This window comes from Rhodococcus sp. NPDC059179 (genome assembly GCF_042754885.1).
In the GTDB taxonomy this organism is placed as follows: Bacteria; Actinomycetota; Actinomycetes; order Mycobacteriales; family Mycobacteriaceae; genus Rhodococcus_G.
Window position 1 is genome coordinate 62,302 of the sequence record NZ_JBHZBV010000004.1, and the last position, 25,108, is coordinate 87,409.

Genomic DNA, 25,108 nt, shown 5'->3' on the forward strand with positions numbered 1-25,108 from the left:
CCACTAGGGTGAGGGTGACGATCACGTTCCCAGGGCGCATTCCCGGGGCAATCACCGAGGAGGACACCCTGTCCGCCGGAGCCACCACCCCCGAGGCCACCGAGTCGCTGCCCGCCGCCGTTGAGGCGGCGCTGCGGGAGTTCTTCGACAGTCGCAAGACCATCACCGATGCGGTCGGCGGCACCTTCACCGCCGCGGCCACCGCACTGGAGGCCTTCGTCCTGCGCGGCGGCAAACGGGTCAGGCCGGCCTTCGCCTGGACGGGCTGGCTGGGCGCGGGCGGCGACCCGGACGGTCCCGACGCCGCCGCCGTGCTGCGCGCGTGTGCCGCCCTCGAGCTGGTCCAGGCGTGCGCGCTCGTGCACGACGACATCATCGATTCCTCGCGAACCCGCAGGGGCTTCCCCACCCTGCACGTCGAGTTCGCGGAGCAGCACCGGGCGGGCGGGTGGTCCGGCGAACCCGCAAAGTTCGGCGAATCGGTGGCCATCCTGCTCGGCGACCTGGCCCTGGCCTGGGCGGACGACATGGTGCGCGAGTCGGGGATCGACGCCGCCGCCCAGACCCGGCTCGGCCCGGTGTGGTCGGCGATGCGCACCGAGGTCCTCGGCGGCCAATACCTGGACGTGAGCACCGAGGTGACGGCCGACGAGTCGGTGGCGGCGGCGCTGCGGATCAATCGGTACAAGACCGCGGCGTACACCATCGAACGACCGCTGCACCTGGGTGCCGCGCTTGCCGCTGCCGATCCGGACCTGATCGGCGCCTACCGGGAGTTCGGCACCGACATCGGCATCGCCTTCCAACTCCGCGACGACCTGCTCGGCGTGTTCGGCGACCCGGCGGTCACCGGAAAACCCTCCGGCGACGACCTGCGCGAGGGAAAGCGCACCGTGCTGTTCGCCGAGGCCCTGCTGCGCGCCGACGCCACCGACCGGGGCACCGCGGATGTGCTCCGGCGAAGCATCGGCACCGACCTCACGGAGGAGCAGGTCCAGCGGCTGCGCGCGATCATCACCGACCTGGGCGCGGTGGACGAGGTCGAGCGCCGCATCGACGAACTCACCGCCAGGGGCCTGCGCGCCCTCGACACCAGCACCGCCACCGCGGAGGCCAAGGACGGCCTGCGCGCGATGGCGCTGGCCGCGACCCGACGCTCGGCGTGAGCCTGCGCAGGGTCCCCGGCCGGACCGACCGGGTCGTGGTCGTCGGGGCGGGCCTGTCCGGGCTGGCCGCGGCGCTGCACCTGCTCGGCACCGGCCGCGCCGTCACCCTCCTCGAACGCGACCGGTCGGTGGGCGGCCGGGTCGGCGTGTACGACGGCCCTGGTTACCAGATCGACAGCGGTGCAACCGTTCTCACCATGCCGGAACTGGTCTCCGAGGCGCTGGCCGCGGTCGGGGCCGACTGCGGGTCCGTATCGCCACCGCTGCGCCTGCGCCGCCTCGAGCCGGCCTATCACGCCCGATTCGCGGACGGTTCGGCGATTGCCGTGCACTCGGACCCGGACACGATGGCCGCGGAGGTCACTCGGGCGTGCGGCCGCGACGAGGCGGACCGATACCTCCGCCTGCGGTCCTGGCTGGAGTCGATCTTCACCGCCGAGTTCGACCGGTTCATCGACGCGAACTTCGACTCGCCACTGGACCTGGTCGGCTCGCGCGCGGCCCTCTCGGACCTGTGGACGCTGGTCAGGACCGGCGGCTTCGGCCGGCTCGGTCCGCGGGTGGAGAAGTACCTCCGCGATCCGCGGCTACAGCGGATCTTCACGTTCCAATCGCTGTATGCGGGGTTGAGCCCCTCGCGTGCGCTCGGCATCTACGGCGCGATCGCACACATGGACACCTCCCTCGGCGTGTACTTCCCCGACGGCGGCATGCGCGCGATCGCCGAGGCCATGGCCGACGCCTTCACCACGGCGGGCGGCACGCTCGCGCTCGGCACCGAGGTGACGCGGATCGACTATCGGGGCGGGCGGGCGACGCGGGTGATCGCGGCCGACGGATCCGCGTTCGACGTCGACGCGGTGGTCCTGACCGCGGACCCCGGCGGCGGGCGGGCGCTGCTTCCACACCGGACGATGCCGCGTCGGCCGGTCCGGCACTCCCCCTCCGCGGTCGTCGCGCACGGGATGATCCCCGCCGCCGTCGCCGCGCGCTGGGCCGACTCGGGACACCACACCATCGACTTCGGCGGCGCCTGGGAGCAGACGTTCGCCGAGATCACCGGGCGCCGCGGTCGCGGCCGGCTGATGAGCGACCCGTCCCTGCTGCTCACCCGTCCCGCCGTCACCGATCCCGGGCTGCTGATCGACCGGGACGGCGAGCCGCACGAACCGCTGTCGGTGCTTGCGCCCTGCCCCAACCTGGACAGCGCTCGGCTGGACTGGGCTGCCCTCGGGCGGCCCTACGTCCGCGAGCTGCTCACCGAGCTGGAGCGGCGCGGGTACACCGGAATCGCCGAGCAGTTCCGGGTCGACCTGATCGACACCCCCCAGACCTGGTCCGACCGCGGCATGGCCGCGGGCACCCCGTTCGCCGCCGCGCACACGTTCGCGCAGACCGGGCCGTTCCGTCGCGGAAATCTCGACACCGGTGCCGAGAATGTGGTGCTCGCCGGGTCCGGGACGACGCCAGGAGTCGGGGTACCGACCGTGCTCGTCTCCGGGAAACTCGCCGCCAAGAGGATCGCGGGCGAGGGCGTCGTCGGGCCGCGGTCACACCCGCCGGATCACGGCGTTTCCCGGAGTCGAGCACCGAGCCACTAAACTGACCAGCTGTCCACGCATACCGCCGACGGGTCCTGCCCGTCCGGACCGCGCTCAACGCACAGCCCTGGGGGAAGATCCGCACGATGACGTCCCCACTTTCCGCTGCAAACAGGCAGACCGGCGACGGCCGGTTCCGCGCGGTCGCCGGGTTCGCCCGCAGCGATGCGGGGCACGCCGCGGTCCTCGGGTTCGTGGGCGCGGCGATGATCACATTCGGCGGATTCGGCTCTGGCAGCGTCCGCCGGGAGGACCCGCTGCTGGAGGCGCTGCACCTGTCCTGGCTGCGATTCGGCCACGGCCTGATCCTGTCGACCATCCTCGTGTGGATCGGCGTGCTGCTGATGATCACGGCGTGGGTCCGGCTGGGCCGCTGCACGCTCCGCGGCACGACCACGCTGCACGAGCTGCGCTGGGTCGTCCCGGCCTGGACGGCGCCACTGCTGCTGGCGGTGCCCATGTTCAGCCGCGACGCGTACTCGTACCTGGCGCAGGGCGCCCTGCTGCGAGACGGCTTCGACCCGTATGCGGTCGGCCCGGTGGCCAATCCCGGCGTCCTGCTCGACAACGTCAGCAACGTCTGGACCACCACCACGGCGCCGTACGGGCCGATCTTCCTGCTGCTCGGCCAGGGCATCACCTCGATCACCGGCGACAACGTGATCGCCGGGACCATGCTGCTGAGGCTGACCATGCTGCCCGGTCTCGCGTTGACCATGTGGGCGGTGCCCCACCTGGCCCGTCAGCTCGGCGGCAACCAGGCCACCGCGTTGTGGCTGGCGGTGCTCAACCCGCTGGTGCTGATCCACCTGATCGGCGGCGTGCACAACGAGATGCTGATGGTCGGGCTGATGACGGCAGGCATCGCGCTCGTGCTCGAGCGGCACCACGTCGCGGGCATCGCGGTGGTCGCTGTCGGTGTCGCCATCAAGGCAACCGCGGGCGTCGCGCTGCCGTTCCTGGTGTGGATCTGGATGATTCACGAACGCGAGCGTGCCGCAGAGGAGGGTCGCACCCCCCTGACGCCGCTCGCGCTGTTCGCGAAGACCGCCGGTGCCGGGCTCGCCGTGTTCGCCGCCGTGTTCGCCGCGGCCTCGGCCATCGCGGGCGTCGGCATCGGGTGGCTCACCGCGCTGTCCGGCTCGGCGAAGATCATCAACTGGCTCTCACTGCCGACGATCATGGCGCACGTCGTCACCGTCAGCACGTCCTGGTTCACCGGCCTGCGGCTCGGCCCGGTGCTCGAGGTGACAAGGGCGCTGTCCGGGATCGCCCTCGTGGTGATCCTGGTCGCCGTGTGGTGGCGCTTTCGCAGGACGCCGCGCGAGGCGGTCATGGGCATCCTGATCGCGTTGGTCGCGATCGTGGTGCTGTCCCCAGCCGCGCTGCCCTGGTACTACTCGTGGCCGCTCGCCGTTGCCGCGGGCTTCGCGCTGTCGACGACGACGCTGATGATCCTGGTCGGCCTGTCCACCTGGCTGATGCTGGTCTTCCAGCCGGACGGCTCGATCGGGCTGTACACGCTCGCGCACGTGCTGCTCGCCACCTTCGCGGCGCTCGTCGCGGCCAAGTCGCTGGTGACGGTCGACCCGCTGCGGCTGCGCACGCCCCGCGCCGACGCAACGCCCGAGGGAGCCGGGGCGGCTCCCGGCCGGGACTGAGATGACGACGCTGGACGACCGTGCGGTCGCGGGCGATCTCGACTCCGCCTACCGGCACTGCAGGCGACTGGCGACCGAGCACGGCCGCAGCTACGCCCTCGCGACGCGGCTGCTGCCCGAACACCGCAGGCCCGCCGTGCACGCGCTGTACGGATTCGCCCGCACGGTCGACGACGTGGTGGACATCGACGCACCCGCAGGCCGTCCGGCCGCCGACTGCCTGACCGTGCTCGAAGAGATCGAGTCCGAGCTGACGACAGCCGTCGCGGGCACCCGCACCGGCGATGTCCGACCGGTCGTGCTGGCCGTGGCCGACACCATCGGCCGGTACTCCATCTCGCTCGATCACTTCACCGACTTCCTCGAGTCCATGCGCATGGACCTGCCCGGCGCGCCCGGCTTCCGGGCGACCTACACCTCGATGGACGAACTCCGCGGCTACATGCACGGATCGGCGTCGGCGATCGGCAGGCAGATGCTGCCGATCCTGGGCACGGTGACCACGGTCGCCGAGGCGGAGCCAGCGGCCGCCGCACTCGGCGAGGCCTTCCAGCTCACCAACTTCATCCGCGACGTCGGCGAGGATCTCGGCCGGGGGCGCATCTACCTGCCCTCGGACGAGTTGTCCGCGTTCGGGGTGGACGCAGATCTGCTGCGGCACTGCCGGTCCACCGGGACCGCGGACCCCAGAGTCAGGCGGGCCCTCGCCCATTTCGTCGCGTTGAACCGATCCGGCTACCGCGACGCCCGGCCGGGCCTGGCACTGCTCGAGGCGCGGGTGCGTCCGGGTATCACCGCCGCCTTCGACCTGTACGCGGCGATCCTCGACGAGATCGAGGCGGGCGGCTACCGGGTCCTCGACCGGCGGGCCGTGGTGCCGCGCCGGCGGAGGCTGGCACTCGTCGCGCCACGACTGCTGGAATCGGTGGCCACGGTCGTCCGCGGCTAGCGCCGATGCCTACATATCGGTCATGCCGCCACCGGTCACACCCGAGATGACCTGTAGCAGCACCGGCTGGATCATCACCGAAACACCAACCGCGACAAGGGCCGTCCCGACCACTCGCGGCAGGAACCAGCCATGACGCCAGCACTTCTCCGCCAGGAACACCAGGGTGAGGGCGAGCATCCAGACCAGGTTCATCAGCCCGACCACCAGCAGCACGGACATCAGCGCCCAGCAGCAGCCGAGGCAGTAGCCGCCGTGGACGATGCCCGCCCGCAAGGCGGCGGGTGATCCCCCACCGAAATCGTGCTCCATGAGAAAGGCGAAGGGGCTCCGACAGGTGCGCAGGCAGACCGACTTCCAGCGGGTGAACTGGTACGCCCCGGCGACGACCAGGGCCAGTCCGGCCGCAACCGGCAGCCACCGTGAATCGCCCGACGAATCGGCGAGCCGTCGAAACGCCGCCAACGCGGCCAATGGCACCAGGCCGGCCACAGCCCAGACCAGCAGGTAACCGCCCACGAGCGCCACGGTCGGGGCGATCCCCTCGCCCCGCCTGCGGACCACCACATGATGCGCCGCGACCAGCGGAACCGCGGTGGGGAACATCATCGCGACCATCATGGCGACCCACATCGCCAGGAACGCGGGAACACCAATCGGCATGGGCATCCCCGTCCCCACTTCGGCCAGACCGCTGACCATGCCACTCATGCCGGCCGAGTTCCGGGCCACCAGGACCCACCCGACCGCCGCACCCGCCAGCAGCCACGCCGTCACGACGACGAGCACCCGGCGCGAGAGCGACGCGATCGGGTCGCTCTGGGGCAGCGACGCGCGCACACCGGGGCCCGTGCCGCCCAGGCTCATTCGTCCGGTCCACTCCAGTCGAACGGGATGTGCTTGCTGGAGCGGCCGCCCCAATCCCACGCGAAGGTGAAGTTGGTGGCGCTCACCCGATTCGTCGTGGCCACGCCCCAGGTCGCGGTCTGTCCGGGACCGACCTCGGACCCTGGTGGGTTGAGCAGCTGGACCCGCGCGCCCGGCGGTGTGGTCGGACCGGTCAACGCCTCAGCCGCCGCGATGACGCGACCGGGAACCTCGGCACGCCAACTGGACAGATCGTCGGCCACCTCGACATGCACCGGGGCGAGCTCGACGCCGCGCTGATCACCGACCATCGCGGCGAACTGCGCCGGCCAACCGCCGGCCTGACCGCCGAAGATGGCCCCGAGTGCCTCCCTCTGCGCATCGTCGGCGCGATCATCGAGGTACAGGGCCATCGACACCTGAGCCCCCGCCCACACGTTGCCCTCGAACTCGCCCAGAGCAACCAGGTTCAACCCGTCCAACCGGACGTCGCCGTAGTGGCCCTCGCGCACGTGGTAGGCGAGAACGCCCTGACAATGGTTGAAGGTCGGGGGGCGCGCGAACTCGCAGGGACAGGGGACGTCGCAGCTGCACACGTCGAACCAGTCGCCCCGGACCGCCCACTGAGGAATCTCGGCCATGGCGGCTCACCCCATTTCAGATCTTGGAGGTGTTGCCCCGCGTCGCCTCGTATCCAGTACACGCCGGTGCGCGCTGACGCACAATCCTCATCTGCGGGTGTGAAATCTGGTACTCGGCGTCGCCTACCAGCCCAGCGACCTACTCGCCGCCGCCCGACTCCGCGACGGCCCGCAGCCGACTGCCAGATCGACCTAGAAGGCCATCGCCTGAGCGCGCCGGACGACCTCTCGGGCGAGGTCGGTGTGCAGCGCGTCGACCGGGGCGCCGGGCAGCGTTTCGTCCTCGGTGAACAGCCAGCGCAAGATCTCCTCCTCGCCGTATCCGCCGTCGCGCAGGACCACGAGCAGCCCCGACAGCAGCCGGACGATCTCGCCGTCGGCGGTGAAGAAGGCCGCGGGCACCCCGACGACACCCTCGCGGCGGACCGCGATCAGCTCGCCGTCCCGGAGCATCTGGTGCACCCGGGTGACGACAATTCCGAGCAGTTTGGCCACATCGGCGAGCTGCAGCAGCTCCACCGAGGGATCGAGGACGTCGTCGCTATAAGGGATTGCACTCACACCGCTAACGGTATCGGGTTGTGTCGCGGTCCGTGACCGGCGGTCCGCGCGACCGTTCCACCCGCGCCGTCGGCACCGGGCGGGCAGCCCGCTGGCTACCATCGATGCGGACATTGTCGAACTGCTGTGGTGACCAACAGCGTCGAACGGAAAAGGGGTACGCGCGGGTGGGGCCAGGAGATCAGGCGCTGATCGGCACGCTGCTCGACCGCCGCTATCGGGTGGATGCCCCGATCGCGCGCGGCGGGATGTCGATGGTCTACCGCGGCCTCGACCTGCGTCTCGACCGGCCGGTCGCTATCAAGGTGATGGACCCCAAGTTCGCGCAGGACCCGCAGTTCGTCGCCCGATTCGAGTTCGAGGCGCGGGCGGTGGCCCGGTTGTCCCACCCCGGACTGGTCGCCGTGTACGACCAGGGCGTCGACGGCGAACACGCCTTCCTGGTGATGGAACTGGTCGCAGGCGGAACCCTGCGCGAGCTGCTGCGCGAGCGCGGCCCGATGCCGCCGCACGCCGCGGCCGCCGTCACCGGACCGGTGCTCGACGCGCTCGCGGTCGCCCACCGCGCAGGCCTCGTGCATCGCGACGTCAAGCCGGAGAACGTGCTGATCTCCGATGCGGGCGAGGTGAAGATCGCCGACTTCGGGCTGGTTCGCGCGGTCGCCGGATCCAATGCCACCTCGAGCAGCGTGATCCTCGGCACCGCCGCCTACCTCTCCCCCGAACAGGTCACCACCGGCCACGCGGACGCCCGCAGCGACGTCTATGCGACCGGCGTGCTGCTGTACGAGATGCTCACCGGCCGAACACCGTTCACCGGCGACACCTCGCTCTCCATCGCCTATCAGCGGATCAACGCGGACGTGCCAAGTCCCGGCTCTCAGATCCCGGGGGTACCCGCGGAATTCGACCAGTTGGTGCTCGAGGCCACCGCCCGCGATCCCGAGGAGCGGTTCACGAACGCGGGCGAGATGTCTGCGGCACTGCGTTCGGTGAGCCACCAGTTGCAACTGCCCGCCTACCGGGTACCCGCACCGCGACGCTCCGCGCAGCATCTCAGCGCGGCCATGCAGGTCGCGGGAGCGCTACCGCCGCCCGCGACGGCCACCGCCGGGCCGCACGACGCGACAACCGCGCTGGCGGCGCCCGCCCCGACCGCGGTGCACCCCGGCGCCGCGCACGCTTCCACGCAGCACACCAAGGTGGTCACCGACCTGACGCCCCGCGCGGCCGAGGTTCCGGGTGCCGCCCAGGACCCGACCGCGACGCGGACGCACCGACGTGACCCCTCGCAGTACGAGTTCCCCGATTTCGACGCCGAGCGTCAGCGTTCGCGCCGCACCATCATGGTGTGGCTGATGGTGATCCTGCTGCTCGGGATCGCGGTCGGGTTCGGCGGCTGGTGGATGGGATCCGGGCGGTACGCGGCGGTGCCCTCGATCGACGGCCTGGACCGCGCGGCCGCGACATCGACGATCGAGGCCGCCGGGCTGGGCACCGAGATCCGGGGCGAGTACTCGAACAGCGACCCGGTCGACACCCTGATCGGCACCGATCCCGCGGCGGGGTCGCGGGTGCCCAGGGACTCGAATGTGGCCCTCCTGGTGTCGCTTGGCAGGCCTGCGGTCCCCGAACTGCCGTCGGGCGGCGACCCGGACCAGGTGGACAGGGTGCTGCGCGAGCGCACCTTCGTCCCCGTCCAGGGCGGTGAGGCCTTCAGCACCAAGGTGCCCACCGGTGGTGTCGCGGCGCTCAAGCCGGGCCCCGGCACCGTGCTCGACGTCGGGTCGCAGGTCGAGATGATCCGGAGCAAGGGTTCGCCGCCGGTCCGGATGCCGGATGTACGCGGCAAGTCCGCCGATCAGGCCAGGGCGGCGCTGGACGCCGTCGGGATCACGGTCGGCGAGACCCGGGAGGAGTTCGACAGCGGCGTCGACGGCGGCGACGTGATCGGCACCGACCCGAGTACCGGAACCGAGGTCGGGGCCGGATCGAGTGTCACGCTGATCGTGTCGACCGCGGTCCGGCTGCCCTCGATGCTCGGCCGGTCAGTCGGTTCTGCCCGCGAGGAGCTCACCGGGCTCGGGCTGGTGCCGCAGATCAAGCAGGTCACCGATTCCGATCGGTCGCTGGTGCTCACCCAGAGTCCAGGGCCCGGAACTCGGGTCGAGGCAGGCAGCACCGTGTCGCTGGTCGCGGTGCCCTGAACCAGGTGACGTCGTCGGCATGCGCTCGGCGACTCAGTCCTGCGGATCGAACACCGCGAACGCGCCGCCCTGCGGGTCCGTCAGGACCGCGAATCGTCCGGTGTCCGGGATGTCGGTGCCCGGCACGTGCACGGCCCCGCCGAGGCTCGTCGCCTTCTCGACCGCGGCGTCAACGTCGTCCACCCCGAAGTACAACGCCCAGTGCGGCGGCACCCCCTCCGGGAAGTCCTCGCCCATCGCCATCATGCCGCCGAAGTCCTTGCCGCGGACGCCCCACTGGGTGTAGCCCTCGCCCGCGTTGACCGTCCAGCCGAAGACGGTGGTGTAGAAATCCTGCGCGGCCGCGGTGTCCCGGGTGCGCAGCTCAATCCAGCACAGCGCGCCGGTCTCGTCCAGCCGCGCGGCCCCGCCGAACTCGCGCGCCTGCCAGAGCGAGAGCACGGCACCGGCGGGATCCGCGATCACCGCGAACCGGCCGAGCTCGAACACGTCCATCGGCTCCATCAGCACGCTGCCGCCGGCACGCTTCACGGCCTCGGCGGACGCGTCGGCGTCCGCAACCGCGATGGACACGGTCCATGCCACCGGCTGCGCCTCCTGATACAGCGGCGTGGCCGCCGCGACCGGGTCCCCGTCCAGCTGCATCATCGTGTAACCGCCCGCTTCGGGATTCGGATCGGTCTCCGCTTTCCAGCCGAGCAGCGCGCCGTAGAACTGCCCGGCCGCCGCGATGTCGGTGGTGCCGAGCTCCGCCCAACAGGGCGCTCCGAGTTGAGCTTCGGTGATCTTCATGGTGTATCCCCTCACTGCGTTGGATGGGCACGCGATCGATCACCCCGACCGTAACGCGGGACACCGACACGATCGCCTCGGCACAGCGAAACGGCCCGCCCCCACCAGGGGACGGGCCGCTCGAACGATCTCGGTCGTCAGCCGCGCAGCATCTCCGCCACGAGGAAGGCCAACTCCAGGGACTGCTGGGTGTTGAGCCGCGGGTCGCACGCGGTCTCGTACCGGCCCGACAGGTCCAGGTCGGAGATGTCCTGGGCGCCGCCGAGGCACTCGGTGACGTTCTCGCCGGTGAGCTCGACGTGGATGCCACCCGGGTGGGTGCCCAGTCCGTTGTGCACCTCGAAGAAGCCCTGCACCTCGTCGACGATCCGGTCGAAATGCCGGGTCTTGTAGCCGGTGGACGCCTCGTGGGTGTTGCCGTGCATCGGGTCGCACTGCCAGATCACCTGGTGTCCGGTGGCCTGCACCTTCTCGATGATGGCAGGCAGCAGATCGCGCACCTTGCCGTTGCCCATCCGGGAGATCAGCGTCAACCGGCCGGGCTTGTTCGTCGGGTCGAGTCGCTCGACGTACTCGACCGCCATCTCGGGGGTCGTGCTCGGGCCGATCTTGAGACCGATCGGGTTCGCCAGCAGCTCGGCGAACGCGATGTGCGCGCCGTCGAGCTGGCGGGTCCGGTCGCCGATCCACAGGAAGTGCGCGGACAGGTCGTACAGCTTCGGGTGGTCGTCGTCGTTGTCGAGTCGCAGCATCGCCCGCTCGTAGTCGAGGACGAGCGCCTCGTGGCTGGCGAAGATCTGCGCCTGATGCAGGGTCGGGTCGGTGACTCCGCACGCGTTCATGAATTGCAGGCCGCGATCGATCTCCGCGGCCAGCGACTCGTAGCGGGCACCCGCAGGCGACGCGGCGACGAATTCACGGTTCCAATCGTGCACCCGGTGCAGGTCGGCCATGCCCGCGCCGGTGAGGGCGCGCACCAGGTTCATCGCGGCGCTCGCGTTCGCGTACGCACGGACCAGCCGGGACGGGTCGTGCGCGCGCACGGCCTCGTCGGCGACGAGGGAGTTCACCATGTCGCCGCGGTAGGACTTCAATCCCAGCGAGTCGATGTCAGCCGATCGCGGCTTGGCGTACTGACCGGCGATACGGGCGACCTTCACCACGGGCAGGCTCGCACCGTAGGTCAGCACGACGGCCATCTGCAGCAGGGTGCGGATGTTGCCCTTGATGTGCGGCTCGGTGTTGTCCGCGAACGTCTCGGCGCAGTCACCTCCCTGCAGCAGGAAGGCCTCGCCGCGCGCGACGCTCGCGAGCTGGGCCTGCAACGACTCCACCTCGCTTGCGACGGTGATCGGCGGCACGCTCTCGAGGACGGTGCGCATCGCGGCCGCCTGATCCTGCGGCCACGACGGCTGCTGGGCGGCGGGCTTACTCAACGCCTCATCGAGCTTCTGGCGCATCGCGGCGGGCAGCGGCGGAAGTTCGGGCAAGCGGTCGATCGGAACATCGACAGTCCAGTTCACCAGTACAGGATATTCGCTCCGCCGATCGCGATGCGCAAAGGGGCCAATAAATCAGCGAATCGCGAGCGACGCCCGGATCGCCTCGTACTTGACCAGGTTGTGTCTGGCGTCGGCCAGCGCGTCGTGCGCGTCGGCCGGAGCCGACGGCAACGCGGGCGATCCGCAGTCCTCCCAGTACTGGCGAAGCTCGCGGGTGAACCGCGGCAGCGAGCGCGGCAGCGCCGTCATGTCACCCCACAACTGGCAGAGCGCGACGTGGTCGTATGCGGCGATCCAGGCCCACAATTCCGGCGTGATCCCCGGGCGCGGAACGAGGAACTTGAGCAGGTCGTCGCGGATCTGCGCGCGCGAGCGCCACAGCGGCGAGGAAGGCTGCGGCAGCTTGGGCAGTACGTTGGTGCGCACCCACTTACCTGCCCTCGAGGGGTCGAACTCGTTGGAGACGGCATAGAACTCCCTACCGTCCTCGGCGGCCACACCGATCGAGACCAGCTCGATTGTGCGACCATCCTCGATGAACTCGCAGTCGTAGAAGTAGCGCACCCGGGCAGACTATGCCGCCCGGCACTTCCCCATGACCACCGCCCCCGACCCGAAGGACAATTGGTGCCTGGCCAGGATCAAACCGCTCCCCGTGACAGCGTGAGCCCCGACACAGCCACCACCGACCGGTCCGGTACAGGCATCCGCCGCTTCGTCCTTGGCCCGGTGGCCCGAGCGGGCATCGTGGTCGCCGCGGCCATCGGCGTGATCTACAACCTGGTGGGTTTCCCCGGACTGCGTCACCTCGGTAGCTATTACCGGATCGACCTCGACGTGTACCGGATCGGCGGGACCGCGCTGGCGAACGGCGTCGCGCTCTACGGCCAGATGCCGCCGACCGAACTCGGCAAGTCGCTGCCGTTCACCTATCCCCCGCTCGCGGCGATCGTGTTCAGTCCGATGTCCGCGATCAGTCTCGGCGAGGCGAGCACCGCGCTGACGGCCCTGTCGATGCTGTTGCTGTTCGCCACGGGGGTCCTGACTCTCATGTCCGTCGGCGCGCTGCCCGCGAGCACCCTGCTGTGGACGGCAGGCGCGGCGTTCGCGGGGGCGCTGTTGCTCGAGCCGGTGTACTCCACCCTCGACTACGGCCAGGTCAACATCGTGCTGATGGCCCTGGTCGTCGCCGACTGTCTGCTCAAGAAGACGCCGTGGCCGCGCGGCGCGCTGGTCGGTCTCGTCGCCGCGGTCAAGCTCACCCCCGCGGTGTTCGTGCTCTACTTCCTGCTGCGCAAGGACTTCCGGGCCACGGTGGTCACGGCGGTGAGCTTCGCCCTTGGCACTGCCATCGGCTTCGCGGTGTCGTTCACCGATTCCAAGCAGTACTGGACCGACACCCTCATCGACTCGAACCGGATCGGCAGGCCCGCGTACCCGGCGAACCAGTCGATCACCGGCATGCTGGCCCGCCTCGGCCTAGACCCCTCGGTGCGCACCCCGCTGTGGATGCTGGCGAGCCTCGCGGTCCTGGTCGTCACCGTGCTGGCCGCACGGAAGGCGCTGTCCGCCGGATTGCCCGCCCTCGCGCTCACCGCCACCGCCCTGTTCGGACTGCTGGTCTCCCCGGTGTCCTGGTCGCATCACTGGGTGTGGGTGGTCCCGACGCTGCTGGTCCTCGCGCACCTCGCCTACACCAGCCGCAGCCTCGGCTGGGCGGCCTGGGCCGCGGCGGGAACGGCACTGTTCGTGGTGGCCCCGCACTGGAGGCTGGCCCCCGGACGGACGAGTGGGCTCGACTGGCCGCTCTGGGACCAGTTCCTGGCATCGTCGTACGTGTGGTGGGGCCTGGCGACGCTGATCCTGGTCGCGACGGTGGGCGTCGCCCGCCGTCCGGAACCGGTCGCAACGGGAGAGCGGTCGCGGGTAGCAGCCGCGGCCTAGCTGGCCTTGGTGTCCGGGATCCGTTCGGCGACCGGCGCGGCCTTCGCCGCGTCGGCCGGCTGCGCCTTGAGCGTGGCTGCGTAGATGTCGACGTACTCCTGACCGGAGAGCTCCATCAGCTTGTACATGACCTCGTCGGTGACGGCGCGCTCGACGAAGCGGTTGCCGCCCATGCCGTTGAAGCGCGAGAAGTCGATCGGCTCGCCGACCTTGATCACGATCTTCGTCGGCCGCGGGAAGCGCGAGCCGATCGGGTTGAGCTTGTCGGTGCCGATCATCGCCACCGGGATGACCGGCACGCCCGACTGCAGCGCCATCCGCGCCATGCCCGTCTTGCCCTTGAACAGCCGGCCGTCCGGGGAACGGGTGCCCTCGGGGTAGATCCCCAGCAGCTTGCCGTCGCCGAGCACCCGCATGCCTGCGTTCAGTGCGTCCTGGGCGGCGTCGGCGCCGGTCCGGTCGATCGGCACCTGCCCGACCGCGGAGAAGAACCACCGCTGGAAGCGTCCCTTGAGGCCGGTCCCGGTGAAGTACTCACTCTTGGCCAGGAAGGTGATCCGGCGCGGCGAGCGCAACGGCAGGTAGAACGAGTCCATCACGGCCTGGTGGTTACTGGCGAGAATCGCCGGACCATTGGTCGGAATGTGCTCGGCGCCTTCGATAGTCGGGCGCCCGAGCAACGCCAGGATCGGTCCGAGAAGAATGTATTTGAACAGCCAGTACCACATGGCGCCCTTCCCGAAGTCATCCGTGCTCACGCTGTGTTTCTTGTGTGATGACTGTACTCACGGCCGGTGAGTGTGACCACCGGAGGGGCGCGGCGGCGACCCGAGTCACATCGGGTTGCGTCAGGAATCGAGCACCGTTCTGGCGAGTTCGGCGGCGCCGATCATGCCCGCCGCCTCGCCCAGCTGGGTCGGCCGGATCCGGGCCAACGGGCGATGCCCGGACCCGGTGATGAGCGTGGCGTAGTGCTCGCGCGCGTGGTCGAGGAACAGCGGAGCCGAGCTGGCGACTCCGCCCGCGATCACCACGAGGTCGGGGTCGTAGACATCGCTCACCATGGCGAGCCCGACGCCCAACCAGCGCGCGAACTCGGCCATCGTCGCCATCGCGACCTTGTCGCCGTCCTGCGCCGCACCCGCGACCCGCCGACCCGTCAGCCCGCCGGGGTCGGCGGCCACCTCGCGCGCCAGAATCGTCGACTCGGACGGGTTCGCGGCCAGCAACTCGATCGCGGTGTCCACCAGCGCGGTACCGCTGCAGTACCGCTCCCAACAGCCGCGCTTTCCGCAGGCACAGGGTCGGCCGCCCGCCATCACCTGCACGTGACCGAGTTCGGGAGCCACCCCGTGACTGCCCCGGTAGAGGGTGCCGTCGATCAGCAGCCCCGCACCGATCCCGGTTCCGATCGACATCATCAACACGTTCTGGCCGCCTGCGGCGGCACCGAACCGGTGCTCCGCCCAGGCCGCCGCGTTGGCGTCGTGTTCGAGGATCACCGGCAGGCCGACACGGTCGCTGAGGTCGTGCGCGACCGGTGCGTCCACCCACGGCAGGTGCGGCGCGAAGCGCACCGTGGTCCGGTCCGGCGTGATGAATCCGGCCACCGCGAGGCCGACCCCGCCGACCTGGTGGCGCCCGCACAGCTCACGGACCGCCCGGTCCAGGCCGTCCTCCAAGGCCTGCGCGGAGCGCGGAGTCGGCGCCAACGTCGAGTCCAGAACCTGACCGTCGCCGTCGACGACCGCTGCCCGAATGCGGGTACCGCCGACGTCGATACCGATCGTGAGTGCGGTCCGACTACCGATGCGGGTGCCCATGGTCACCGATTGTGCTCGACGCTCACCGAGATCGGGACGAACTTCGGGCGAGCCCCCGGCGCGTCCGAACCGTGACCAGCGCCGGTGGACGGCCCAGCGGGGCCACCCTCGGGGTCGGGGTGCGCGCCGTGCTCGTCCACGATCTGCCGGAGCAGCGCGAGCAGCACCGCGGCCTGTGACCCAAGCAGCGTGATCAGGTCGTGCTGCTCCCCGCGCGCCAGCGCGGCGAGCGCACACACCGGGCACCAACTGCACCCATAGGGACCCGGCTCGCCGCCGTCGGGGTTCGCGGCGGCATCGGCCGCCTCGGATGCCTTCTGCAACAGCGGTTCCAGCCGATCGAACGCCGCGTGTGTAAGCGCCCGCAGCTCGGCAACCAGGTCCGAGTGGTCTCCGTTCACTGCGGCCACACCTGCGGGTCGGGGCGGAACCGGATCACCAGATCGCCGCCCTCGAACTGGGCGCCGTCGGTGGTGCAGCGACGGAGCACGGACGCGAGCTTGACCCTTCGCCGAACGCCTGCCGCCCCGACCACCAGATCGTCCTCGACCCTGCCAAGGGTCAGCGTGGACGGGTCGACCAACGGCATGCGCAGTCGCAGCGCGTACACCGATTCCACCCCCGACCCGGATTCCAGTTCCACCCTCTGCGCCGGCGAATCACCGTCCACGGCGGTCAGCGGATCGACCCCGGCCGGGTACAGCGCGTCGGCGAGCGCAGCGAGAGAATCAAACCCTACCGGCTCGTGGCCGTTCTCGTCGGCCGTGAGCACCGGCAGTCCGCCGAGCGTGACCGCCAACGAATCCAGTTGCGTGCGCTCGCGATCGGCACGGTCCGCATACCAGCGCAGAACCGGATGATCCGAACCGTTCGTCGGAACCGAATCATGGTGCGGCAGTACCTTGTTCACGATCACGCCATCGATCCGCAGACCGAGAACGGACATCGCAGCCGCGGTTCGCCGCGCCTCGGCCACGACCACCGCATCGGCGGTGAGCACCATTCGCGCACAGGTGTTCTCGCCGTCCGCGAGCATCGCGCGGACCGGCAGGGTGGAGTCGCTGAGCCGGTCCACCAGCAACGCGGCCATCGCCTGCCAGCGCTGCGCGCCGGGCACGGTGGCCCTGCGGTACCGGGGCCAGATCCGCTCGAGGTAGTCATACACCATGTCCGGAACCGTCAGCAGGCGTAGCAGATCCCCGGTCGGCGGGCAGTCCACGAGCACGGCGTCCCAATCCCCGCCGTGGGCGAGCCGGGCGACCTCCGCCAGACCGATCAGGTCCTCTGCCCCCGGCAGTCCCGTCAGCTCCTGCGGGTCCGGCAGGGACAGCGGCGAGCCGTGCTCGTGTTCCGCTCCGGCTGGGATCAACGCCGACAGCGTGACCAGTCGGTCCTCGAGCAGCGCGAGGGTGTCGAGTTCGAGCGCGTCGAAACCGTCGGCCACCGAGAAGACGCCGCCCGGACGGACGGCGACGTCCACCGCGAGCACATCGGTCAACGAGTGCGCCCGGTCCAGCGAGACGAGCAGGACACGGTCTCCGGTGCGCGCCAACGCGATCGCGGTCGCGGCGGCGAGTGTCGTCTTCCCGACGCCACCCTTTCCGATGAAGAACCGGATCTGGGTGTCCCTGTCGGCGCGGCGCCCGGTCAGCCTTCGACCCTCTTCTTCAATTCGTTGAGGGCGGTGTCGGTGATCGCCTTCTCTGCCTTGCGCTTGAACAGCCCGATCATCGGAATGTTCAGGTCGACGGTCAGCTCGTAGGTGACCGTCGTGGTCCCGTCCGGCTGGTCCTCGAGGGTGTACGAGCCGTCCTGCGACTTCTGGATCTCGGCGGAGGCCAGCGACCAGCGCACGGACTTGCCATCCGACGCCCAGACGAAGTCGAGTTCGTAGGTGTCCTTGACCATCCCGGCGTCCAGCACGAACCGAACCCGACGCGCGCGACCGTCAGCGGAGCGGGCGAGCACATCGACGGACTTCGCCGCCGCCACCCACTCGGGATACGCGTCGTAATCGGCGATCACGTCCATCACCCGATTCGACGGCGCAGCGATGCTGATCGACCTCTTGGTCTTGTCGGCCATGCGACCAACGCTTCCTTTCACTCCAGGACGGCCACTAACACCGTCAGGCGGGCGATCGCCTCGGGGTCGGGGCCTCGCCCGCGGGCCGGCCGGCCTCGAGCTCACGCTTGGTCTCGAAGGCCATCACCTTGCCCGCGACACGCCGGGCCCGGATGAGGGCGCCGAGATCGAGTTTGGCCAGCTCCGCGGGACCCGCGCCGGTCGGCTCGGCATGCAGGAAGTAGTGCACGATCGTGCCGTCGAGCTCCGGCTCCAGCCAGACCTCCATGGTTCCGGTCAGCGGTCCCGCGACCGTCCAGCGAATCCCCTTCTCGCCTCGGTCCTCACGCACGGCGATCCGAAGGTCCGGCCACCAGCGCCGCCACTTCGACACCACGCCGAGCGACTCCGCAACCGATTCGGGCGGCGCCGCGATGAAGGTCTGGTCCGAGACCTGAATGCTGCTCACGGGGTTAGCTTCACACACTCGGCGCGGCGGGTGCGGGCCAGGGCCGATCGACAGGGGTTAAAGTGGAACCGGAGCAAAACCTACTCGTCAGTACACTGCAGTGCCGGAGGCCTTCGTGCGTGAATTCAGCGTTCCGTCAACTTTCACCATCCCGGAGGACGCGTCCGCCGTCGACTCGGTGTTCAGCCACGCGGCGCAGACCCCGAGCCTGGTCGTCTACAAGCGACTGACCGGCGGCGCGTGGACCGACGTGACCGCGACCGAGTTCGCCGCCCAGGTGACCGGCGTCGCCAAGGGCCTGATCGCTCTCGGCGTGCAGCCCGGCGACCGGGTCGCCCTGATGTCGTCGACCCGGTACGAGTGGCCGCTGATCGACTTCGCGATCTGGGCGTCCGGCGGCGTCACCGTGCCGATCTATGAGACCTCCGCCCCCGAGCAGGTTCGGTGGATCCTCGAGGATTCCGCCGCCGTCGGCCTGATCGTCGAGAACGAGGGCCACGCGAAGGCCCTCGAGCAGGTCGCGGCCGAGTCCCCCGCGCTGCGCAAGGTGCTGCAGATCGAGGGCACCGACGGAGCTGTCCAGGAGCTCACCGCCCTCGGCGCCGACGTCAGCGACGAGGACGTCCTGGCCCGCGTCGACGCGCTCAAGGCGAGCGACCCCGCCACCCTGATCTACACCTCCGGCACCACCGGTCGCCCCAAGGGCTGCCAGCTCACGCACTCCAACCTCATCGCGGAGTCGCGGGGCATCACCACGTCCGGATTCGGCACTCTGCTGCAGCCGGGCAGGCGCACCCTGATGTTCCTGCCGATGGCGCACGTGCTCGCCCGCGCGGTCTCCCTCGGAGCCTTCGACGCGGGTGCGACCGTCGGTCACACCTCCGACATCCCGAACCTGGTCCCCACCTTCGGCGTGTTCAAGCCGGACTTCATCCTGTCGGTGCCGCGGGTGTTCGAGAAGGTCTTCAACACCGCCCGCCAGAAGGCACACGGCGAGGGCAAGGGCAAGATCTTCGACAAGGCCGCCGAGGTCGCGGTCGAGTGGAGCGAGGCCCAGGACACCGGCGGTGCCGGATTCGGCCTCAAGGTCAAGCACGCGGTGTTCGACAAGCTGGTGTACTCCAAGCTGCGCGCCGCACTCGGCGGCCAGTGCCAGCTCGCGATCTCCGGCGGCGCCCCGCTCGGTGCCCGGCTCGGCCACTTCTTCCGCGGCATCGGCGTCACCATCTTCGAGGGCTACGGCCTCACCGAGACGAGCGCGGCCGTCGCGGTGAACACGCCGGGCAACCAGAAGGTCGGCAGCGTCGGGAAGCCGTTGGCCGGCAACGCTGTTCGAATCGCCGAGGACGGAGAAATCATGCTCTCCGGACCGGTGGTCTTCAGCGGGTACTGGCGAAACGAGGCGGCCAGCGCCGAGGCGATCGAGGACGGCTGGTTCCACACCGGCGACCTGGGCTCGGTCGACACCGAGGGCTACATCACCATCACCGGCCGCAAGAAGGAAATCATCGTCACCGCGGGCGGCAAGAACGTCGCCCCCGCGCAGCTCGAGGATCAGCTTCGCGCGCACCCACTGATCAGCCAGGCCCTCGTGGTCGGCGATCAGAAGCCCTTCATCGGCGCCCTCATCACGGTCGACCCCGATGCTTGGCCGGGCTGGAAGCAGCGCAACAGCAAGCCCGCCGAGGCCACGGTCGCCGAGCTCATCGCCGACGCCGATCTGATCGCCGAGGTCGATGCGGCGATCGAGGAGGCCAACAAGACTGTCTCGCACGCGGAGTCGATCAAGAAGTACCGCATCCTGCCGGTCGACTTCACCGAGGAGACCGGCGAGCTCACGCCGACCCTCAAGCTCAAGCGGAACATCATCCACCAGAGCTTCGCGACCGACATCGAGGCCATCTACAGCAAGTAGGCGGCTCCGCCGCCCGTGCGCGGTTGACGGGTCCATAGACCCCTCAGCCGCGCACGGGTGCGTAGCGCCTAGTGCAACAGGCCGCTGAGCTTGGCCGCCAGCGCATCCCAGCGCCACCGCTCCGACACCCACGCGCGCCCGGCCGCTCCCATCGCGGCCGCGCGGTCGCGGTCGGCGAGCACCGAGACCACCGAGTCGGCCACCTGACGAACCGACCGCCCGTCGACGACGTGTCCGGTCTCGTTCTCCCGCACGGTTTCCGGCGCGCCGCCCGATCGGCCTGCGATCACAGGGACACCCGCGGCCGATGCCTCGAGGAACACGATCCCCAGACCCTCGACGTCGAGGCCCGCTCCCCTGGTCCGGCACGGCATCGCGAACACGTCGGCGATGGTGTGATGCGCCGCCAGCTCGGCGGAGGGCACCGTGCCCGTGAACACCACGTGGTCCTCCATCCCGGTTTCCTTGGCCAGCGCACGGAGCCGACCCTGATAGGGGCCGCCGCCGACGATGACGAGCACCGCGCCGTCGATGGATTCCCGAATCCTGGGCAGCGCACGGATCAGCACGTCCTGCCCCTTCCGCGGAACCAGTCGCGACAGGCACAGCACCGTCGGCCGATCGCCCAGCCCGTACCGTGCCCGCAGCTCAGCCCGCGCCGCCGGGTCGGGGCGGAAGACCTCGGTGTCCACGCCGGGCGGCAGGTGCTCGAGCGCGGCCGCGGCGCCGAACGCCGACGCGAACCGGCCCCGTGTGTACTTGCTGACGTAGGTGACTGTGTCCGTGGTGGTCCCGATCCGGCGCAGCGCCTGCCTGGCACCGGGCAGCATCGACCAGCCGACCTCGTGGCCGTGCGTGCTGGCCACGATCCGCTCGGCGCCCGCCCGACGCAGCCCGGGCGCCAGCAGTGCCAGCGGAGCCGCCGCACCGAACCACACGCTGTCGCACTCGCGCGACCGCACCAGCTTGGCCGCGCGGCGGGCCACCAGCGGGGTGGGCAGCATCAGTGTCGTGGGATGGCGCACCACCTCGAACGACTGACGCGCGTCGAACTTCTTGTGGCTGTCGCCGCGCCAGCGCGGGGCGTACACCACCAGCTCGTCGGCAGGCAGCGCGTTCGCGAAGGACTGGAGGTAGGACTGGATGCCTCCCGGCCGGGGCGGAAAGTCATTCGTCACCAACAGGGTTCGACGCATGTGTTCACCGTAATTGCCGGACACCGGCGGGCGCTGCGCAGGGTCGCGTAGGCGGAGCCTCAATCGAGGCCGTCGGCCACCCAATGGCCCCAGTCCGTCACGAACTCCGACGCGGAGAGCCCGACGACCCCGTGCAGCTTCGCATCGAGCTCGTGGCTCCCGACCGGTCCGGTCGCCAGATCCGCGTACAGCTCGCGCAGCGTCTGCTCATCGAACCGGTCGGCGACGAAGGCCGAGACGGACCAGGCCAGCTCGTACGCGGCCTGTGCCCGCTCCCCTCCCGCAGCGAAGTCCGCGTCGACGGGCAGCCGGGCCGGGGGCCCGTGCGTGCCGACCGCTGCGGCCAGAATCGGTGCGGCCCGGCCGACGGTGATGCCGGAATCCCGGTGGCCCGCGTAGTCGGCGAAGCCCTCCAGCATCCACATCGGCGATCCGTCGGTGGTCGCGGTGCGCGCGGCCACGTGGGTGAGCTCGTGCCGCAGCACCGATTGCCGCGTGTCCTCGGTGAGCCGCTCCGCGGCGGCCGGGCTGAACACGACACGCTGGCCCGTCGCGGTGTCAGCCCCCGGCTCGACGACATCGGACACGGCGACCGCCGCGATGTCGGACCCGCTGTGGTCGGCTCCGACCTGTTCCGCGAACTCGTCCTGATCGGAGCTGACGAACACCAGTGCCCGCTGAGACCAGTCGGGCCCCCACAGTTCGGTCACCGAAGCGACGGCGTCGTCGAGGTCCGCGGCGATCGCATCGATCAGATCCCGTTGGTCGGCGTGTCCGAGCACGACCGACGTGTGCGCACCGGTGGCCACCTCGCGCACCACCACCGGTCCGAAATCCCAAGGGCCCCGCCAGGTGTGGCGTCCGTACTCCGGCAGCGACCGGTCGGAGACCAGAGTCCACGTGTCACCCCGCCTGGCGACGATCAGGGAAACCGGCTTGCGGGTGGGGCCGACGTCCGCGCCGTCGATGGCGTAACGCAGGTACGCCGGCACCGCCCACACGTCGGTGGCGTCGAGCTGCTCGGCCAGGTCCGTCGGCACCGGGGTCTCGGGATCGGTCCCGATCTCATACCCCCAGTCAGCCAACGGCACCGCGGCGAGATTGTCGGTGCGACGGATCTCGGCGTCGAGGAACTCGGGCACCGCTGCCCGGTCGAACAGCGAGGTGAGCGCGGCGGTGTCGCCGTCCCGGACCGCGCCCGCCCAGCGGTTCAGCAGGTCCTGGACGCCCGCGCGGCGCGCCTGCTCATACGGATTGACGGTGGCAGGGGCATCCGATCCCCGCGACTCCGGCTCCGCCGGCTGCGAGCGGGCCGTCAGCACCCCGACTGCAACGACGGTGAGCAGCAACCCCGCCAGCGCAGCCGCCTCCCATTTCCGGATCCGACGCCGTGGCTGCCGCGGCGGGACGTCCGGTACGGCGTTCAGTACCGTCTGGCGCCGTAGAACGGGTACGCGTCCATCGGTGCGACCTTGACCGGAACACCGAAGGTGGACGCGTGCAGGATGTTGCCGTTTCCTGCGTACATGCCGACGTGCGAGATGTCGGGGTAGAACAGCACCAGGTCGCCGGGCTGGAGGTCGGCGCGCGAGACCGGCATGCCGCCCGCGGCCTGTGCCTGGCTCGACCGCGGCAACGTCTTGCCGACCTGCTTGTAGGCCCACACCATCAGGCCAGAGCAGTCGAACCCGTCCGGACCGGTGGCACCCCAGACATACGGCTTGCCGACCTTCGTCATGCCTGCCTGCAGCGCACCCGAGTTCGACCCGGGGACGAGTCCCTTGAGGATTGTCTGCGGATCGAATCCGGGGGGGAACGGGGTGCCGGCGAGCGTGGCCCGCTCCGAGCTGCTGAGGGCCCCGAACGCCTGGGTGACCTGCGCGATCTGCGCCTGCAGGTCGCTCTGCTTGTTCTGCAGGTCGTCGCTGATCGACTTGGCCTGCTCGGTGGCGGTGCGCGCGCCGTCGGCGGACTGACGCGAGGCCTCGGCCGCCACTGCGGCCTGATCGGTGGCCTGCTTGAACTGGCCCACCTGGGCCGCGGTGTCGGCGGAGATCACGCTGAGCGCGGACATCTGGTCCAGGAGTTGCTGCGGGGAATCGGAGACCATCACGGCGAACAGTCGATTGACGCGGGCGCCCTGGTAGCTGGCCGTCGTCAACTTGTCGATCGCCGGCTGGAACTGCGCGATCCTGGCCCTCGCCTCGGCCAGCAGGTTCTGGTCGGCCGCGTGCCTGGCCTCGGCGTCGCGCTGGACCGCGGTCTTGGACTCGAGGTCGATCTGCGCGTTGTGCAACGCCTCGCTGGTCTGCTCGGACGTGCGGGAGAGTTCGGAGAGCTTCTCGAGCGCGGCTGTCGGATTGTCCAGCGCGGGGTCCGCGCTCGCGGTGCCCGCGGGGACCGCGACGGCGGCGAGGGCCAGCAGGCCCGTTGCCAGCACTGCGCCGGTGGATCGCTTCAGTCTCTGTGACGCCACGAAAGCTGGTACTCCATTTCTTCCACTACCCGGCGAACTCATGGGGCCGGATCAAGATTTCGGAAGGTCTCAGACAGGTTACGGAATGGCATACGGCGGTGTCCACCCGTAGGCAGGCACATTTCCGCCCAAACGAAACGTGGTGGGCCCGAATCCGCAAGAGCGGATTCGGGCCCACCACGAGGAGCTCGTTGCGCTGCGCTCAGTAGCGGCGCGCGCCGTCCATCGGCATGGAGGAGATGGGCGCCCGCTTGACCGGGGTGCCCGAGGTCGCGGCGTGGATGACCTCGCCGTTGCCCGCGTAGATGCCCGAGTGCGAGCCGCCGTAGAAGGAGACCACGTCGCCCGGCTTGAGCGCGGAGGTGGAGACCGGGGTGCCGGCGGCAGCCTGGTCGTAGCTGGTGCGCGGCAGGTTGATGCCCGCCTGCTTGAACGCCCACTGCACGAGGCCGGAGCAGTCGAAGGAGCTCGGGCCGGCAGCGCCGTACACGTAGGGCGACCCGATCTTGCTCGCGGCGGCCTCGACGGCCTTGTCGCCTGCGGAGACCAGCGGCGCGGGGGCCGGGGCGGCGGGGGCGCCTGGCACGACCGGGAGGCCGGGCAGCTCGATGGTCTGGGCAGGCACACCCGGGATGTCGAAGGTTCCGATGCCGGAGATGGTGACGGGCTCTGCGAGCGCGGGACCGGCGGAAACGGCGAGGGCGCCGAGGGTCAGCGCGCTGGCGACCGCGATTCGACGCACCGAACGCTGAGTATTGGATGAAGCCACGAGAAGGGTTACTCCGTTTCTTCCGTTCATCCGCCGACCGAGTTAGCTGACGGGTTCGGGCTGGGAAGATCAGCCCTACCCGGCGGCACGCGTGTCGCGCTCCGACGGGATTCACCCCAGAAAAACTTGGGTTCCCGGCACGATCGCTCTCTCGAGTGATCGATTAGGCGGTACCTGGCGATGCCGCACCGGATGGTGTGGCAAGACTCCGCTAGGTCTCAGGAAGATTACGAAAGCGTCCAGCGCATGTCGACCCAACACGCCCGACCAGGGCGCGAATTCGGACATTTCGCCCACGAGACGCCGCTAGGCCGCTCCCGGATCACGAGCAGATAACGACCGACCGGTCTGCATTGCCTCCGCGGCCCACACCAACCGAAGCCTCGACGATGGCGGGCACCTCCATCGCAACCCGTTCGTCCTGCTCAATACCAACGGCGGCCGATGTCGTCGACACCGCCGCCGCCGCTCCGTGCCGGGCACCCCGCGGCCCGAACAACGCCCT

Annotated in this window: 23 protein-coding genes and 1 riboswitch; of the genes, 7 read left to right on the top strand and 16 right to left on the bottom strand. The window is 70.1% G+C overall.

The window, feature by feature from the left end:
- Positions 1-14: 14 nt before the first annotated feature.
- The 4 genes from ACFXMV_RS10755 to ACFXMV_RS10770 all read left to right on the top strand — a co-directional run bounded on the left by ACFXMV_RS10755 (position 15) and on the right by ACFXMV_RS10770 (position 5,377).
- Entirely contained in the window at positions 15-1,166 is a 1,152-nt protein-coding gene (locus ACFXMV_RS10755; protein WP_378499769.1) for a polyprenyl synthetase family protein, read from the top strand.
- 2 nt (positions 1,167-1,168) lie between these two features.
- Positions 1,169-2,767: a phytoene desaturase family protein gene (crtI, locus tag ACFXMV_RS10760; protein ID WP_378499770.1), complete on the top strand. Its 1,599-nt coding sequence runs from the start codon at positions 1,169-1,171 to the stop codon at positions 2,765-2,767.
- 86 nt (positions 2,768-2,853) lie between these two features.
- The gene (locus ACFXMV_RS10765; RefSeq protein WP_378499768.1) at positions 2,854-4,428 is read left to right on the top strand and encodes an alpha-(1->6)-mannopyranosyltransferase A; all 1,575 of its coding nucleotides are present in this window, start codon (positions 2,854-2,856) and stop codon (positions 4,426-4,428) included.
- A gap of 1 nt (position 4,429) precedes the next feature.
- Positions 4,430-5,377 carry a phytoene/squalene synthase family protein gene (locus ACFXMV_RS10770; protein ID WP_378499767.1) on the top strand — a complete coding sequence of 316 codons (948 nt, stop codon included), beginning with the start codon at positions 4,430-4,432 and terminating at the stop codon, positions 5,375-5,377.
- Positions 5,378-5,386: 9 nt separating this feature from the next.
- On the opposite strand, the gene ACFXMV_RS10775 is transcribed toward ACFXMV_RS10770, so the two are convergent.
- The 3 genes from ACFXMV_RS10775 to ACFXMV_RS10785 form a co-directional block, all read right to left on the bottom strand.
- The gene (locus ACFXMV_RS10775; RefSeq protein WP_378499766.1) at positions 5,387-6,244 is read right to left on the bottom strand and encodes a DUF2182 domain-containing protein; all 858 of its coding nucleotides are present in this window, start codon (positions 6,242-6,244) and stop codon (positions 5,387-5,389) included.
- Complete coding sequence (locus ACFXMV_RS10780; RefSeq protein ID WP_378499765.1) at positions 6,241-6,885, bottom strand: DUF1326 domain-containing protein; 645 nt, start codon at positions 6,883-6,885, stop codon at positions 6,241-6,243. The genes ACFXMV_RS10775 and ACFXMV_RS10780 overlap by 4 nt, the downstream gene beginning before the upstream one ends.
- 192 nt (positions 6,886-7,077) lie before the next feature.
- Complete coding sequence (locus tag ACFXMV_RS10785) at positions 7,078-7,446, bottom strand: Rv2175c family DNA-binding protein (protein ID WP_378499764.1); 369 nt, start codon at positions 7,444-7,446, stop codon at positions 7,078-7,080.
- Positions 7,447-7,613: 167 nt separating this feature from the next.
- On the opposite strand from ACFXMV_RS10785, the gene pknB reads away from it, so the two are divergent.
- Entirely contained in the window at positions 7,614-9,653 is a 2,040-nt protein-coding gene (pknB, locus tag ACFXMV_RS10790) for a Stk1 family PASTA domain-containing Ser/Thr kinase (RefSeq protein WP_378502987.1), read from the top strand.
- Positions 9,654-9,686: 33 nt separating this feature from the next.
- Here the strand turns inward: pknB and ACFXMV_RS10795 are convergent, their stop codons facing one another.
- The 3 genes from ACFXMV_RS10795 to ACFXMV_RS10805 form a co-directional block, all read right to left on the bottom strand.
- Positions 9,687-10,445: a VOC family protein gene (locus tag ACFXMV_RS10795; protein ID WP_378501932.1), complete on the bottom strand. Its 759-nt coding sequence runs from the start codon at positions 10,443-10,445 to the stop codon at positions 9,687-9,689.
- A 137-nt stretch (positions 10,446-10,582) separates the two neighbouring features.
- Entirely contained in the window at positions 10,583-11,968 is a 1,386-nt protein-coding gene (locus ACFXMV_RS10800; protein WP_378501931.1) for a class II 3-deoxy-7-phosphoheptulonate synthase, read from the bottom strand.
- Between the two features lie 51 nt (positions 11,969-12,019).
- Complete coding sequence (locus ACFXMV_RS10805) at positions 12,020-12,511, bottom strand: polyadenylate-specific 3'-exoribonuclease AS (RefSeq protein ID WP_378501930.1); 492 nt, start codon at positions 12,509-12,511, stop codon at positions 12,020-12,022.
- A gap of 99 nt (positions 12,512-12,610) precedes the next feature.
- Between ACFXMV_RS10805 and ACFXMV_RS10810 the strand changes: the two genes are divergently transcribed.
- Positions 12,611-13,891, top strand: a complete 1,281-nt coding sequence (locus ACFXMV_RS10810) for a glycosyltransferase 87 family protein (RefSeq protein ID WP_378502988.1) — start codon at positions 12,611-12,613, stop codon at positions 13,889-13,891.
- Here ACFXMV_RS10810 and ACFXMV_RS10815 read toward each other — a convergent pair.
- The 6 genes from ACFXMV_RS10815 to ACFXMV_RS10840 form a co-directional block, all read right to left on the bottom strand.
- The gene (locus ACFXMV_RS10815) at positions 13,888-14,619 is read right to left on the bottom strand and encodes a lysophospholipid acyltransferase family protein (RefSeq protein WP_378503036.1); all 732 of its coding nucleotides are present in this window, start codon (positions 14,617-14,619) and stop codon (positions 13,888-13,890) included. The two genes, ACFXMV_RS10810 and ACFXMV_RS10815, sit on opposite strands and share 4 nt — an antisense overlap.
- A 120-nt stretch (positions 14,620-14,739) precedes the next feature.
- A complete protein-coding gene (locus tag ACFXMV_RS10820) occupies positions 14,740-15,714 on the bottom strand; it encodes an ROK family protein (RefSeq protein ID WP_378502989.1) in 975 nt (324 codons plus the stop codon).
- A gap of 2 nt (positions 15,715-15,716) precedes the next feature.
- Positions 15,717-16,115, bottom strand: a complete 399-nt coding sequence (locus ACFXMV_RS10825; protein WP_378500573.1) for a hypothetical protein — start codon at positions 16,113-16,115, stop codon at positions 15,717-15,719.
- Entirely contained in the window at positions 16,112-17,386 is a 1,275-nt protein-coding gene (locus ACFXMV_RS10830; protein ID WP_378503037.1) for an ArsA family ATPase, read from the bottom strand. The genes ACFXMV_RS10825 and ACFXMV_RS10830 overlap by 4 nt, the downstream gene beginning before the upstream one ends.
- Positions 17,362-17,799, bottom strand: a complete 438-nt coding sequence (locus ACFXMV_RS10835) for an SRPBCC family protein (RefSeq protein ID WP_378500572.1) — start codon at positions 17,797-17,799, stop codon at positions 17,362-17,364. Before ACFXMV_RS10835 ends, ACFXMV_RS10830 begins: the two co-directional genes overlap by 25 nt.
- A gap of 43 nt (positions 17,800-17,842) precedes the next feature.
- Positions 17,843-18,247 (bottom strand): polyketide cyclase / dehydrase and lipid transport, encoded by a 405-nt coding sequence (locus tag ACFXMV_RS10840; RefSeq protein ID WP_378500571.1) that lies wholly within the window; start codon positions 18,245-18,247, stop codon positions 17,843-17,845.
- Positions 18,248-18,362: 115 nt separating this feature from the next.
- On the opposite strand from ACFXMV_RS10840, the gene ACFXMV_RS10845 reads away from it, so the two are divergent.
- Positions 18,363-20,162, top strand: a complete 1,800-nt coding sequence (locus tag ACFXMV_RS10845) for an AMP-dependent synthetase/ligase (RefSeq protein ID WP_378502990.1) — start codon at positions 18,363-18,365, stop codon at positions 20,160-20,162.
- Positions 20,163-20,230: 68 nt separating this feature from the next.
- Here ACFXMV_RS10845 and ACFXMV_RS10850 read toward each other — a convergent pair whose 3' ends face one another.
- The 4 genes from ACFXMV_RS10850 to ACFXMV_RS10865 form a co-directional block, all read right to left on the bottom strand.
- Positions 20,231-21,358 (bottom strand): glycosyltransferase family 4 protein, encoded by a 1,128-nt coding sequence (locus ACFXMV_RS10850; RefSeq protein WP_378501731.1) that lies wholly within the window; start codon positions 21,356-21,358, stop codon positions 20,231-20,233.
- A gap of 59 nt (positions 21,359-21,417) precedes the next feature.
- Entirely contained in the window at positions 21,418-22,704 is a 1,287-nt protein-coding gene (locus ACFXMV_RS10855) for a hypothetical protein (RefSeq protein WP_378501733.1), read from the bottom strand.
- A 77-nt stretch (positions 22,705-22,781) separates the two neighbouring features.
- Entirely contained in the window at positions 22,782-23,834 is a 1,053-nt protein-coding gene (locus ACFXMV_RS10860; RefSeq protein ID WP_378501732.1) for an NlpC/P60 family protein, read from the bottom strand.
- A 202-nt stretch (positions 23,835-24,036) separates the two neighbouring features.
- A complete protein-coding gene (locus ACFXMV_RS10865) occupies positions 24,037-24,603 on the bottom strand; it encodes an NlpC/P60 family protein (RefSeq protein ID WP_378502112.1) in 567 nt (188 codons plus the stop codon).
- A 15-nt stretch (positions 24,604-24,618) separates the two neighbouring features.
- Positions 24,619-24,783: riboswitch (cyclic di-AMP (ydaO/yuaA leader) on the bottom strand.
- Positions 24,784-25,108 lie beyond the last annotated feature (325 nt).

Coding starts and splice junctions, on each gene's coding strand:
- ACFXMV_RS10765 (WP_378499768.1), top strand. CDS start 2,854: ATGACGTCCCCACTTTCCGCTGCAAACAGGCAGACCGGCGACGGCCGG.
- ACFXMV_RS10770 (WP_378499767.1), top strand. CDS start 4,430: ATGACGACGCTGGACGACCGTGCGGTCGCGGGCGATCTCGACTCCGCC.
- ACFXMV_RS10775 (WP_378499766.1), bottom strand. CDS start 6,244: ATGAGCCTGGGCGGCACGGGCCCCGGTGTGCGCGCGTCGCTGCCCCAG.
- ACFXMV_RS10780 (WP_378499765.1), bottom strand. CDS start 6,885: ATGGCCGAGATTCCTCAGTGGGCGGTCCGGGGCGACTGGTTCGACGTG.
- ACFXMV_RS10795 (WP_378501932.1), bottom strand. CDS start 10,445: ATGAAGATCACCGAAGCTCAACTCGGAGCGCCCTGTTGGGCGGAGCTC.
- ACFXMV_RS10815 (WP_378503036.1), bottom strand. CDS start 14,619: ATGTGGTACTGGCTGTTCAAATACATTCTTCTCGGACCGATCCTGGCG.
- ACFXMV_RS10820 (WP_378502989.1), bottom strand. CDS start 15,714: ATGGGCACCCGCATCGGTAGTCGGACCGCACTCACGATCGGTATCGAC.
- ACFXMV_RS10835 (WP_378500572.1), bottom strand. CDS start 17,799: ATGGCCGACAAGACCAAGAGGTCGATCAGCATCGCTGCGCCGTCGAAT.
- ACFXMV_RS10850 (WP_378501731.1), bottom strand. CDS start 21,358: ATGCGTCGAACCCTGTTGGTGACGAATGACTTTCCGCCCCGGCCGGGA.